This window comes from Dactylosporangium sp. NPDC000244 (genome assembly GCF_040300725.1).
GTDB lineage: Bacteria > Actinomycetota > Actinomycetes > Mycobacteriales > Micromonosporaceae > Dactylosporangium.
The window spans coordinates 306,275-319,482 of record NZ_JBEPEH010000003.1; the positions used below are offsets into that span (position 1 = coordinate 306,275).

General features: G+C 75.6%; 11 protein-coding genes. 10 read left to right on the forward strand and 1 reads right to left on the reverse strand.

Going from position 1 to position 13,208, the window contains the following annotated elements; translation table 11 throughout:
• Positions 1-17: 17 nt before the first annotated feature.
• Genes hpnC through hpnH form a run of 7 tightly spaced genes read left to right on the forward strand, consistent with a single transcriptional unit; the run spans position 18 to position 8,618 of the window.
• Positions 18-884: a squalene synthase HpnC gene (hpnC, locus tag ABT369_RS06220; RefSeq protein ID WP_350610610.1), complete on the forward strand. Its 867-nt coding sequence runs from the start codon at positions 18-20 to the stop codon at positions 882-884.
• Entirely contained in the window at positions 881-1,750 is an 870-nt protein-coding gene (hpnD, locus tag ABT369_RS06225; RefSeq protein WP_350610611.1) for a presqualene diphosphate synthase HpnD, read from the forward strand. The genes hpnC and hpnD overlap by 4 nt, the downstream gene beginning before the upstream one ends.
• Entirely contained in the window at positions 1,750-3,156 is a 1,407-nt protein-coding gene (gene hpnE, locus ABT369_RS06230; RefSeq protein ID WP_350610612.1) for a hydroxysqualene dehydroxylase HpnE, read from the forward strand. The genes hpnD and hpnE overlap by 1 nt, the downstream gene beginning before the upstream one ends.
• A complete protein-coding gene (locus ABT369_RS06235; RefSeq protein WP_350610613.1) occupies positions 3,153-4,166 on the forward strand; it encodes a polyprenyl synthetase family protein in 1,014 nt (337 codons plus the stop codon). Before hpnE ends, ABT369_RS06235 begins: the two co-directional genes overlap by 4 nt.
• Entirely contained in the window at positions 4,166-6,076 is a 1,911-nt protein-coding gene (gene shc, locus ABT369_RS06240) for a squalene--hopene cyclase (protein WP_350610614.1), read from the forward strand. The genes ABT369_RS06235 and shc overlap by 1 nt, the downstream gene beginning before the upstream one ends.
• A gap of 50 nt (positions 6,077-6,126) precedes the next feature.
• Positions 6,127-7,617, forward strand: coding sequence for a 4-hydroxy-3-methylbut-2-enyl diphosphate reductase (locus tag ABT369_RS06245; protein ID WP_502891710.1), 1,491 nt, complete (start codon positions 6,127-6,129; stop codon positions 7,615-7,617).
• Positions 7,614-8,618 (forward strand): adenosyl-hopene transferase HpnH, encoded by a 1,005-nt coding sequence (hpnH, locus tag ABT369_RS06250; RefSeq protein ID WP_350610616.1) that lies wholly within the window; start codon positions 7,614-7,616, stop codon positions 8,616-8,618. Before ABT369_RS06245 ends, hpnH begins: the two co-directional genes overlap by 4 nt.
• A 2-nt stretch (positions 8,619-8,620) precedes the next feature.
• On the opposite strand, the gene ABT369_RS06255 is transcribed toward hpnH, so the two are convergent.
• Complete coding sequence (locus ABT369_RS06255; protein ID WP_350610617.1) at positions 8,621-9,373, reverse strand: SDR family NAD(P)-dependent oxidoreductase; 753 nt, start codon at positions 9,371-9,373, stop codon at positions 8,621-8,623.
• Between the two features lie 76 nt (positions 9,374-9,449).
• On the opposite strand from ABT369_RS06255, the gene ABT369_RS06260 reads away from it, so the two are divergent.
• The 3 genes from ABT369_RS06260 (at position 9,450) to ABT369_RS06270 (ending at position 13,204) form a co-directional block, all read left to right on the forward strand.
• On the forward strand, positions 9,450-10,604 hold the full coding sequence (locus ABT369_RS06260) for an MGDG synthase family glycosyltransferase (protein WP_350610618.1): 1,155 nt from the start codon (positions 9,450-9,452) through the stop codon (positions 10,602-10,604).
• Positions 10,588-11,502: a DMT family transporter gene (locus ABT369_RS06265; protein WP_350610619.1), complete on the forward strand. Its 915-nt coding sequence runs from the start codon at positions 10,588-10,590 to the stop codon at positions 11,500-11,502. Before ABT369_RS06260 ends, ABT369_RS06265 begins: the two co-directional genes overlap by 17 nt.
• Positions 11,503-11,605: 103 nt before the next feature.
• Positions 11,606-13,204 (forward strand): hypothetical protein, encoded by a 1,599-nt coding sequence (locus tag ABT369_RS06270; RefSeq protein WP_350610620.1) that lies wholly within the window; start codon positions 11,606-11,608, stop codon positions 13,202-13,204.
• The last annotated feature ends 4 nt before the right edge of the window (positions 13,205-13,208 follow it).

The window sequence follows — 13,208 nt, forward strand, 5'->3', positions numbered from 1 at the left end:
GCGCCGCCATGCGCGGCATGACGACCCAGACGGCGCTGCCTGACGGGCCCTTGGCACCGCAGCAGCGGGCCGGCGGCGAGAACTTCCCGGTGGCGCTTCGCATTCTTCCCAGGGCGACACGCGAGCACCTGCTGGCCCTGTACCGCTACGCGCGGTTCGTCGACGACCTGGGCGACGAGCCGGTGCCGGGCCTGAGCGCCCGGGCCCGCACGGCGGCGCTGGACGCGTTCGAGGCCGAGGTCCACGAGCTGTACGACGGGCGTGCGGTCCGGCACCCGGTGCTGCGCGGGCTCGCCCCGACGGTGTCCGCGTGCCGGCTGCCCGCCGGGCCGCTGCTGCGCCTGATCGAGGCCAACCGGGTCGACCAGACGGTGAACCGCTACGAGACCGTCGGGCAGCTCATCGAGTACTGCTCGCTGTCCGCCGACCCGGTCGGCGAGCTCGTCCTGCACGTGTTCGGGCGGCCCGAGCCGGCCCTGATCGCGCTGTCGAACCGCGTCTGCACCGCGCTGCAGGTCATCGAGCACCTCCAGGACATCGCCGAGGATCACCGGCGCGGGCGGGTGTACCTGCCCGCGGCCGACCTCGACCGGTTCGGCGTGACGGAGGCCGGCCTGGCCGCGGCCACGGCGAGCGGAGCGCTGCGCGCGCTCGTGCGGTTCGAGGCCGGCCGCGCCCGGGCATGGCTCGACGCCGGGACGCCGCTGGTCGAGGCGCTGCACGGCTGGGCGCGGGTGGCGGTCGCCGGATACCTCGCCGGCGGCCTCGCCACGCTGCGGGCCCTGAGGCGCAGCGGCTACGACCCGCTGCCCGGTCCGCCCCGGCCCCGCCGGCGCGACATCGCGAGATCCTGGCTGGGCGTGATGATCAGGAGCGCCGGGTGAGCGCGACCGGTCCCCTCGCGGCGGCCTACCGGCACTGCGAGGAGATCACGCGCCGGGAGGCGCGCAACTTCTCCTACGGCATCCGGCTGCTACCGAGGGACCGGCGGCGCGCGCTGTCCGCGGTGTACGCCACCGCCCGCCGCATCGACGACATCGGCGACGGGGTCCTGCCGCCGGACGAGCGGCTGGGCCGGCTCGACGAGGTCCGCGACGCGCTGCACCGGCTGCCGGAGACGGCCGGGCACGACCCGGTGCTGCTGGCCCTGCACGACGCCGCCCGGCGGCTGCCCATCCCGCTGTCGGCCTTCGACGAGCTCATCGACGGCTGCGCGGCCGACGTGCGCGGCACCACCTACGCGACGATGGACGACCTGCTGTGGTACTGCCGCTGCGTGGCCGGCTCCGTCGGGCGCCTGTCGCTGGGCGTCTTCGGCACCGGCGCACCGCCGCGGGCCGCCGCGCTCGCCGACGCGCTGGGCATCGCGCTGCAGCTGACCAACATCCTGCGCGACCTGCGCGAGGATCGACTGGCCGGCCGGGTGTACCTGCCCAAGGACGACCTGGACCGCTTCGGCTGCAACCTGGAGCCCGACGGCGACGGCTTCGCCGACCCGCCCGAGCGCTTCGCCGCGCTCGTGCGCTTCGAGGCCGAACGGGCCGAGCGGTGGTACGAGACCGGCCTGCGGCTGCTGCCGATGCTGGACGCCCGCAGCGCCGCCTGCACCGCCGCGATGGCCGGCATCTACCGCCGGCTGCTGGCCCGCATCGCCGAGGACCCGCTGGCCGTCACCCGCACCCGGCTGTCCCTTTCCCCCGGCGCGAAGGCCATGGTCGCGGCCCGGGCCCTCGCGCTGCGGTCGGCCTGATGGCGACGCCATCGAACACACCATCAGCCCCGGTCGCCGGCCGTGACGTGTGCGTCGTCGGCGGCGGGCTCGCGGGCATCACCGCCGCGACGCTGCTCGCCGACGCCGGTGCCCGGGTGACGCTGGTCGAGCGGCGCACCGAGCTCGGCGGGGCGACGTACTCCATCGACCACGACGGTCTCGTCGTGGACACCGGGCAGCACGTGTTCCTGCGCTGCTACGAGCGATACCGGGCCCTCCTGGACCGCCTCGGCAGCGCGGACCTGGCCCGGATACAGCCGCGCTTCCGGGTCCCGGTCCTCTCGCACGGGCGGGCCCCGCACGTGCTGGCCCGCACGCCGGGGCTGCCCGCCCCGGCCCACCTGCTGCCGGCCCTGGCCCGCTACCGCCTGCTCGACGCCCGCGAGCGCCTGCGCGCGATCGGCGCGGCCGGCGCGCTGCGCACGGTGGACCCGGACGACGCGGCCACCGACCAGCGGTCCTTCGGCCAATGGCTGGCCGAGCACGGCCAGGGTTCCCGGGCGGTGCGCCGGCTGTGGGACCTGATCACCATCGCCGCGCTCAACACGCCCGCGCAGGACGCGTCACTCGCGCTGGCCGCCCGGGTGTTCCGGACCGGGCTGCTGGAGCGCGCCGGCGCCGGCGACATCGGGCGCCCGCTCGTGCCGCTGGCCGACCTGCACGGCCGTCCCGCACACCGGCTGCTGACCGGGCTCGGCGTGCGGGTCGCCACCGGCAGCCGGGCCGAGCGGATCCGGCCGGACGGCACCGGGTTCCGGGTCGTGACCGGCGGCACAGGCGGCCGCGCGGCCCAGGACGAGATCCTCGCCGACGCGGTCGTGCTGGCCGTTCCGCCGCAGGCCGCCGCGCGGCTGGTGCCGCCCGCAGCGGGCGCCGCCCGGGACGACTGGGACCGGCTGGGCAGCTCCCCGATCGTGAACGTCCACCTGCGCTACGACTCGGCCGTCACCCGCCTGCCGTTCGCCGCGGCCGTCGAGTCCCCGGCCCAGTGGATCTTCGACCGTACGCCGGCGTCGATGTCCGGCGAGCAGTACCTGGTGGTGTCGATCTCCGCCGCGGACGACACCATCGCGGCCCCGGCCGCGCGCCTGACCGCCGTCTGCGCCGACGCCGTCGCCGGGCTCCTGCCCGCGGCGCGCTCGGCGCGGCTGCTGGACGCGTTCGTCACCCGCGAGCCGCGGGCGACGTTCCGGCAGGCTCCCGGGACCCGTGCGCTGCGGCCCGGCGCGGCGACCCGCGTGCCCGGCCTCGTCCTGGCCGGAGCGTGGACCGACACCGGGTGGCCGGACACGATGGAGGGTGCGGTCCGAAGCGGTCACCGCGCCGCCGACGTCGTGCTCGCCCACCTGGCTTCTGCCGACCGAACCCTGGAGGGCACACGTTGACCATCGCACCCGTCGGCTTCCTCGACCAGGTTCCCGCCCTGGTCGAGCCGCGGATCAGGGAGCTCCTGGGCCGCCTCGATCCCCGCAACCAGCGGGTCACTGCCTACCACATGGGCTACTGCGAGGCCGACGGCTCGCCGTCCGCCGCGGGCGGCAAGGGTATCCGCCCCGCCCTGGCCCTGCTGTCGGCCCGCGCCGCGGGTCATCCGCCCGAGCGGGGCGTCGCCGCCGCGGCGGCCGTCGAGCTCGCGCACAACTTCTCGCTGCTGCACGACGACGTCATGGACCAGGACGCGGTACGCCGGCACCGGCCGACGGCCTGGGCGGTCTTCGGCGTCCCCGCCGCGATCCTCGCCGGCGACGCCCTCATGCTGCTCGCGCGCGACGAGCTCAGCGGCGACACCCGGCCGGGCACCGTGCGGGCGGCCCGGCGGCTGGACGCCGACGTCCACCGGCTCATCGCCGGCCAGGTCGCCGACCTGGAGTTCGAACGGCGCGACGACGTCACCCTCGCGGAGTGCCTCGCGATGAGCGCGGACAAGACCGCGGCGCTGATGTCGTGCGCCTGCGCGCTGGGGGCACTGCTGTGCGACGCCCCCGCGGCCGTGACCGAGGCCCTGACGCGCCTCGGCACGCACCTGGGCATGAGCTTCCAGCTCGTCGACGACGAGCTCGGCGTCTGGGGCGAGCCGGCGCGCACCGGCAAGCCGGTCGGGTCCGATCTGCGTTCCCGCAAGAAGTCGGTGCCGGTCGTGCACGCGCTCACGTCCGGCACCGCCGCGGGCGAGGCGCTGCGGGAGCTGTACGCGTCGAACGGCGACCTGCACGACGCCGACCTGCGCACCGCCACCGGGCTGCTGGAGGAGGCCGGCTCGCGCGACTGGGTGCGGCAGGAGGCCGACCGCCACCTGCGCCACGCGCTCGCCGAGCTCGACGCGCTCGGCCTGCCCGCGGACGTGCACGACGACCTGGCGGACCTCGCCCGCCTCGTGACGGGACGCAACCACTGATGGCCGGGGTACCGACGCGGGCACCCGCGCGCGACGAGCTCACCGACCGGCTCCGCGACGGCCTGGAGCGGGCGACCGATCACCTGCGTGCCGGGCAGGACGCCGCCGGCTGGTGGAAGGGCGAGCTCGAGACCAACGTGACGATCGAGGCCGAGGACCTGATGCTGCGCCGGTTCCTCGGGATCCGCGACGAGCGCCTGACCGCGCAGACGGCCCGCTGGATCCGCTCCCGGCAGCTCGACGACGGGGCCTGGGCGACGTACCACGGCGGCCCGGGCGACCTGTCCACCACCATCGAGGCGTACACGGCGCTGCGCCTGGCCGGCGACGCGCCCGAGGCACCGCACATGACGGCGGCCGCCGCGTTCGTCCGCGACCGGGGCGGCATCGAGCGCAGCCGGGTGTTCACCCGCATCTGGCTGGCGCTGTTCGGCGAGTGGCCCTGGCGGCGGGTGCCCGCCGTCCCGCCCGAGCTCGTCCTGCTGCCGGCGTGGATGCCCTTCAACGTGTACGACTTCGCGTGCTGGGCCCGCCAGACCATCGTGCCGCTGTCGATCGTGCGGGCGCTGCGGCCCGTGCGCTCGCTGGGCTTCTCGCTGCCGGAGCTGCGCACGGGACTGCACCCGCCGCCACCGCCGCCGCTGACGCGCCGATCCGGCTGGCTGCACCGCCTCGACCTCGCCGCCCGCGGCTACGAGCGCGTCGCCGCCGGGCCGCTGCGCCGCCACGCGCTGCGCCGCGCCGCCGAGTGGATCATCGCCCGGCAGGAGGCCGACGGCTCCTGGGGCGGCATCCAGCCGCCGTGGGTGTACTCGCTCATCGCCCTGCACGCGCTCGGCTACCCCGTGACGCACCCGGTGCTGCGAGCGGGCCTGGTCGGGCTGGAGCGGTACACCGTGCGCGAGGAGACGCACGGCGGGACCGTGCGCCGCCTCGAGGCGTGCCAGTCGCCGGTGTGGGACACCGCGCTCGCGGTCACGGCCCTGGCCGACGCCGGGCTGCCGGCCGACGATCCCGCGATGGTGCGGGCCGGGAACTGGCTCGCCGCGGAGGAGATCACCGCGCGGGGCGACTGGGCCGTCCGCCGCGCGCACGTCCCGCCGAGCGGGTGGGCGTTCGAGTTCGACAACGACGGATACCCCGACACCGACGACACCGCCGAGGTGATCCTCGCGCTGCGGCGGACCCCGCTGCGGGGCCATGCCGTGCTGCACCGGGCGACCCGCTGGCTGGTCGGCATGCAGTCGCGCGACGGCGGCTGGGGCGCCTTCGACGCCGACAACGACCGCACGCTTGTGGCCGACCTGCCGTTCTGCGACTTCGGCGAGGTCATCGACCCGCCCAGCGCCGACGTCACCGCGCACATCGTCGAGGCGCTGTGCGCCCAGGGCCTGACGGACTCGCCCGCCACCCGCCGGGGCGTGCGGTGGCTGCTGCGGGCGCAGGAGACGGACGGCTCCTGGTTCGGCCGGTGGGGCGCCAACCACGTGTATGGCGTCGGCTGCGTCGTGCCCGCGTTGACCGCCGCCGGCGTCGCGCCCGGGCACTCCTCGATCCGCCGCGCCGTGCGGTGGCTGCGGGAGCACCAGAACGACGACGGCGGCTGGGGCGAGGACATGCGCTCCTACCGCGACGCGGCCATGCGCGGAAACGGGGCCTCCACCGCCTCGCAGACGGCCTGGGCCCTGCTGGCGCTGCACGCCACCGGCGAGCACCACACGCCCGCGGCGCGCCGGGCACTGGCCTGGCTGCTCGACACCCAGCGCCCCGACGGCACCTGGGACGAGCCGCACTACACCGGCACCGGCTTCCCGGGCGACTTCTACATCAACTACCACCTGTACCGGCTGGTGTTCCCGGTCAGCGCCCTGGGCCGCATCCTGCGCGACAGCGCCGAGGAGGAGCGATGAGCACACCGGCCCGGACCCGCGCGGACGGCGACTGGCTGCTGTGCGCGCCGATGCGCACGGAAGCCGCGGCGCTGCGCCGGGGCCGGCCCGGTCCGCTCGGCACCGTCCTGCACACCGGGGCGGGGCGCCGCCGCTCCGTTCGGGCCGCCGGCTCGTCCGCCGTGACGGGTGCCCGAGCGCTCGCCGTGGCCGGCGTCGGGGGCGGGCTGGACGCGGCCCTCGAGCCCGGCGACGTCGTCGTGGCCACCGAGGTCCGCGCCGCCGTCCGGACCGGAGCCGCGGCGCCGCCCGTGACCGTGCTCCCCGCGGCCGTCCTGCTCGCGGGGACGCTGCGCCGCCAGGGACTCACCGTGCGCGCCGGCCCGGTGCTCAGCACCGACCGGCTCGCCCTGGGCGCGGCGCGCAACCGCCTCGCCGGCACCGGCGCGCTGACGGTGGACCTGGAGTCGGCGTGGCTGCTCGCCGCGGCCGAGGACCGGCCCGCCGCCTGCGTGCGGGTCGTCGCCGACACCGATGCGGTGCTCCGGCCGGGCACCGTGGGGCGGCTGCGCACGGCGCTGGCGGCCCTGCCGGCCGTCGCCGCCGGGCTGCGGGAGTGGGCGGCGGCCACCACGGTCCGCCGGGTCGTGCTCGCCGCGCCCCGCTCGTTCTGCGCCGGCGTGGAGCGCGCCATCCTCGTCGTGGAGCGGGCCCTGGAGCAGTACGGGCCGCCGGTGTACGTCCGCAAGCAGATCGTGCACAACACGCACGTGGTCGCCGACCTGTCCCGGCGGGGCGCGATCTTCGTCGACGAGGTCGACGAGGTGCCGGAGGGCGCGATGACGGTGTTCTCCGCGCACGGCGTCTCGCCCGCGGTCCGCTCCGCGGCCGCCGACCGGCACCTGCCGACGATCGACGCCACCTGCCCGCTCGTGACGAAGGTCCACAGTGAGGCCCGGCGCTTCGCCGAGCACGGCGACACCGTGCTGCTCATCGGCCATGCCGGGCACGAGGAGACCGACGGCGTGCTCGGCGAGGCGCCCGAGCGGGTCCGCCTCGTCCAGGACGTCGCCGACGCCGAGCGGGTGCGCGTCGACGACCCGGGGCGGGTGTCCTATCTGGTCCAGACGACCCTCGCCGTCGACGACGTCGCCGACGTCCTCGCGGTCCTTCGGGCGCGCTTCCCCGACCTGGCCGCGCCGCCGTCCGACGACATCTGCTACGCCACGACGAACCGCCAGCGTGCGGTGGCCGAGATCGCGGACGCCTGCGACGCCGTGCTCGTCGTCGGCTCCGTCAACTCCTCGAACTCCAAGCGCCTCGTCGAGGTCGCCGAGCGCACGGGGACGCCCGCGTACCTGATCGACGGCGCGGGCGGCATCGACCTGCGGTGGCTGGCCGGCGTGCGCAGCGTCGGCGTGTCCGCCGGTGCCTCGGCCCCGCCCGCCGTCGTCGACGAAGTGATCGCCGCGCTGTCGGGGCTCGGCGCCCGGACGGTGCGGGAACACACCGCCGTGCTCGAAGACGTCCGTTTCATGCTGCCCAAGGAGGTACGGCAATGAGCATCCCGCTGCGGCAACGGCTGCGCATCGGCCGGTATCTGCTGTCCCAGAAGCTGCACCACCGCGAGAAGTTTCCCCTGCTGGTCGAGTTGGAGCCGCTGTTCGCCTGCAATCTCAAGTGCGCCGGGTGCGGCAAGATCGAGCACCCGGCCGACGTGCTGCGCCAGCGCATGCCGGTCGAGCAGGCGCTGGCCGCGATCGACGAGTGCGGCGCGCCGATGGTCTCCATCGCCGGCGGCGAGCCGCTCATGCACCCGCAGATCGACGTCATCACCGCCGAGCTCCTACGGCGCAAGAAGTACGTGTTCCTGTGCACCAACGCCCTGCTGCTGCCGAAGAAGCTCGACAAGTTCCGGCCGTCGCCGTACTTCGCGTTCACCGTCCACATCGACGGCCTCCGCGAGCGCCACGACGCCTCGGTGTGCAAGGAGGGCGTCTTCGACGAGGCCGTGGCGGCCGTGCGGGAGGCGCAGCGGCGCGGGTTCCGGGTCACGACCAACACCACGTTCTTCAACACCGACACCCCGCAGACCGTCATCGAGGTCCTCGACCACCTCAACGACGAGCTCGGGATCGACGAGATGATGATCTCCCCGGCGTACGCCTACGAGAAGGCCCCGGACCAGGAGCACTTCCTCGGCGTGGAGCAGACCCGTGAGCTGTTCGCCAAGGCGTTCGCCGACGGCCGGCGCCGGCGCTGGCGGCTGAGCCACTCGCCGCTGTTCCTCGACTTCCTCGAGGGCCGCATCGATTTCCCGTGCACCGCCTGGGCCGTGCCGTCGTACTCGCTGTTCGGGTGGCAGCGGCCCTGCTACCTGATGGCCGACGGGTACGTGCGCACCTACCGCGAACTGGTGGAGACCACCGACTGGGAGCAGTACGGGCGGGGCCGTGACCCGCGCTGCGCCAACTGCATGGCCCACTGCGGCTACGAGCCCACGGCCGTGCTGGCGACGATGGCGTCGCTGCGGCAGTCGATCCGCGCCCTGCGCTCCGGGTAGCCTCAGCCGAACCGGGCGGCCAGCCGGCGATACAGCCCGGGGGCCGCCCCGCGCACCGCGACGGGCAGACGCAGCCAGCCCGGCGCGTAGCGCTCCGCACCGCCGGCCGCGATCGCCCCGACCAGCAGGTCCGCGACCCGCTCCACGGGCAGCGGCCGCGGGCGGCGCCGCTCGTACGGCCGCCCGCGGCGCTGGAAGAACTCCGTCTGCACGACCCCCGGCACGAGCACGCCGATCCCGACGCCCGTGCCTCGCGTCTCCAGCCGGAGGCTCTCGGCGAACGCGTCCAGCCCCGCCTTGCTCGCCGAGTAGACCGCCTCGCCGGCCACGCCCGTGCGCCCGGCGATCGACGTCACGAACATCACGTGCCCGTCCCCGCGGTCGCGCATCCCCGGCAGCAGGGCCCGGGTGAGCCGCATCGGCGCGACCAGGTTGACCGCGACCAGCCGCTCGATGTCGGCGGGCGCCATCTCGCCGAACGGCCCGGCCCAGCCCACGCCCGCGTTGTTGACGAGGATGTCCACGCCGCCGCCGAGCCGGTCCGCCTCGGCCGCCAGCCGCTCGACCGCACCAGGTTCCGCGAGGTCGCCGCTCACCGCGAGGCCGCCGGTGCGCTCGGCCAGGGCCGACAGCCGGCCGCGGTCCCGGCCGTGCAGGACCAGCCGCGCGCCCGCGCCGGCCAGCCGCAGCGCCGTGGCCTCGCCGATGCCCGACGAGGCGCCGGTGACCAGCGCGACCCGGTTCGCGATCCGCATCGGACCACCCCTTCCCGCCCGCCTCCGCGGGCGGGCCGAGCGTTAGAACCAGGCGTGGTGCGGTAGTGCGCCTGGCGTGTCCACTCTCGAGTCTGCTGCGCCGCGCGCCGACCTGCGCCGCCGCGTCGTGGTGATCTCGGCCAGCGTCGGCGCCGGCCACGACGGCACGACCCGCGAGCTGGCCGAGCGGCTGCGCGCGCGGGGCCTGCGGGTCGACTGCCTCGACGTCACCGACGTCTTCCCGTGGCGACTCGGGCGGCTGCTGCGCGGCTCGTACCACAGCCTGCTGCTGCGCCTGCCGTGGATCTACGACGGGCTGTTCGCGATCGCCCGCCGGTTCCGCGGCGCCGCGCCGATCACGCGCGCCCTGCTGCGCCCGGTGCGCGCGCGGATGCGCCGGGCGCTGCCCGCCGACGCCGACGTGGTCGTGTCGACCTATCCGATCGCCAGCCAGCTGCTCGGGCCGCTGCGCCGCGACGGGCACCTCGCCGCGCCGGTGGTCACCTACGTGACCGACTTCGCCGCGCACCCGATCTGGCTCTCTCCGGGCGTCGACGTGCACTACGTGGCGCACGAGACGAGCCGTGCGCAGGCGCTCGCCCACGCGGCGGCCGGCGTGCGCGTGGCGGGCCGGGTGGTGTCGGCCCGGTGCGCCCCGGCGTCCGCGGCGCAGCAGCGGCGCGCCCGGGAGCGCTTCGGCCTGCCGCCGGACGCCCCGCTCGCGCTGGTGGTCGCCGGTGCGTGGGGGGTCGGCGAGGTCGCCGCGACGGCGGCCGACATCGCCCGGACGGGCGCCGCGATCCCGGTCACGGTCTGCGGGCGCAACGAGGCGCTGCGCAGCCGGATGCTGCTGGCCGGGACCGGGCCCGTCCTGGGCTGGGTGGACGACATGCCGGAGCTGCTGCGCGCCGCCGACGTGCTCGTGGAGAACGGCGGCGGCCTCACCGCGCTCGAGGCCATGGCGTGCGGGCTGCCCGTGCTCACGTACCGTCCGCTGCCCGGCCACGGCCGGGCGAGCGCGGCCGCCATGGACGAGGCCGGGGTGAGCACGCTGGTCCGCGGGCGCGACCAGCTCGGGCGGGCGCTCGGCGAGCTCACCGGCGGCGAGCGCGGCCGCCGGGCCCGCGCCGCCGGGCTCGCGCTGTTCGCCGGCGATCCGGCCGCCGGCATCGCCGACCTCGTCGCCGGGTCCGGCCGTCGCGCGCCCGGTGGCGATGACCGCCGCCGGTGACCCCGCCGCCGCCGACAACCTCGTCGCGGTGGTCGCGGCACTGGGATCGGCGGCCGCGTTCGCCGTCAGCGCCGCGCTCGAGCAGAGCGAGGCCAAGCTCGAGAAGCGGGCGCCGCCGCTCGACCCGCGGCTGCTGCTGCGCCTGATCCGCCGGCCCAGATGGCTGCTGGCCTGGGTGCCCGAGACCATCGGCACCGGCCTGCAGGCCCTCGCGCTGAGCTTCGGGCCGCTCATCCTCGTCGAGCCGCTGCTGATCACCGGCCTGTTCCTGGCCATCCCGCTGGCCGCCGCCCTCAACCGGCGCCCCGTCCACCGGCGCGACTACGCCGTGGTGGCGCTCGGCGGGGCCGGCCTGGCCGCGTTCCTGCTCGCGGCCCAGCCCCGCCCCGGCATCGCCCAGCCGTCGGTGGCCGGTTGGCTCGGCGTCGCGCTGTGGGCCGGACCCGTGCTCGCGGTGTGCCTGTTCTTCGCGTGGTGCGCCGGCAACTCGACCCGGGCGGTCCTGCTGGGCGTCGCCAGCGGCCTGCTCTACGGCATCGCCGCCTCCCTGCTCAAGGCGCTGACCGCGGAGCTGTCCTTCGATCCGGCCGCGATCTTCGCCCGGGGGCAGACCTACGCGCTGCTCGTCACCGGTCTGGCCGCGGTGATCCTCAACCAGAACGCGCTGCAGAGCTCGCGCATCGCCGTGCCGCTCATGGCGATCGCCATCGCCGACCCCGCCGTCAGCATCGCGGTCGGCGTCACCGCGTTCCACGAGCAGATCGACACAAGCGGGGTGCGGCCGTGGATCATGGTCTGCGCCGGCCTCGCCATGCTCGCCGCCATGTGGCTGGCCAGCACCACCCAGTCGGACATCCGCCAGTCCCCGCCGCCGAGCCGGAACAACGGGGCCCGCTGACGGCCGGGCGCGGCGCCGTCCGGGCGTGTTGCTGTCTCACAATTGCTGTCTCACACCCGCCACTTGGCTGGCCGACGTCCGGCTCGCGGCCACACTGGGCGACGTGGCGCTCACCTGTACGGTGCTGGTCCGGGACGTCAACGGCCTGCCGATCGCCAACGCCCTGGTGACCCTGGGCGGGGCGAGCGGCGGCACCGACACGGCCGGGCGCTTCAGCACCGTGCTGGCGTCGCCGCCGCCGATCCCGCTGATCGTCGTGGCCCACCCGGCGTACGTGACCGAGCACATCGCCGTCGCCGGGGACCTGCGCACCGAGCCGTGGAACAACGCGCTCGCCCAGCGGTCCGTGGCCGGCGACGACGTCACGTTCACGGTGACGCTGGGCCGGCTCGACACGTGCCCGGTGGTGGAGCTCAACGCCGAGCAGGTCAAGGCCGTGATGCGCCAGCCGGGCCGCGACCCGCACGCGGCGCTGCTGTGGCGGCCGCCCAAGTACCCCGCCGTGCGCGCCTACACCGGCCACTGGAACGACCAGCTCGACTGCTACGTCGCCGAGGAGGATCTGCTGCCCGCGACCCCGGTCGCCGACGGCGCCCGCGGCTGGGCCCAGTTCCGCCACCGGCTCGTGAAGAACCAGGTCGACGCGCTCGGGCGGTTCTACTGGCTGCGGTACCCGGCGCCGCAGACGGACCAGATGCTCACCGTCGCCGTGTTCTCGCCGAACCTCGGGCGCCCCCGGCCGGTGTCGCGGCTGGACTTCGTGCTGTTCTACAGCCCGAACACGAGCTCGTACTCGGCGACCTACCCGTACGGGCTGATCAATCAGGACAGCCCGTTCCAGCAGTACTTCGACCTGGGCAAGAAGTACCTGCTCGACGAGTTCTACTTCGTCGCGCAGCTGCTGGCCCGCCGCAGCCGCGCGATCACGGTCATGCCGATCGTGCACGGCACCGACCTGGGGCCGCTCGTGACGGGCGAGGGCGCGCTGCGGCTGCTGCGCGAGGTGGCCGCGTTCCTGCACCGGCAGTGCCGCACCAGCTCGGCCGGGGTACGCCCGCCCGCCGACAATCCGGACGAGCTGTGCGGGCCGAACCTGCGCTCGCTGGCCCGGGCCGTGTTCAGCACCGACTTCGGGGCCGTGCCCCCGGTCGGGGCGGTCGCCGTGAGCGGGTTCAGCACCGGCATCGCCCCGGTGAAGCAGGTCATGAAGACGTTCCCGGTCACGCAGGGCACGACGCTGTGGGGCGTGCCGTCGACGGGCGGGACGGACGCGCTGCGCGTGTGGAACACGGCGTTCCGGGAGCTGTGGGACCTCGACGGGTTCCACCCGGACACGGGCGGGTGGCCGGCGTACCTGCAATTGCTGCGCACCTGGTTCACCTTCGACGGCACCCGGGTCGTGCGCAGCTACCACTCCTCCGGGCGGGTCCCGCCGGATCCGCTCGTCGACCCCGACCCGGTCTGGAAGGACCTGCGCGGGGCCGGGCTGACGCTCGACCGGCAGCAGACGCCGCCGGGCCGCTGGGCGCGCATCCTGCAGAACGCCCGCTGGACGAGCGTGCGCATGTCGGACTCGTACGTCGACTACGGACCGGGCGACGACCGGCCGGTCTTCCTCGACGCGCACCACACCACGCCCCGGATCGGCTTCTCGCACGCGGCCGGGATCACGGGGATCGGCAAGGTACCGCCGGGGGAATGACAGC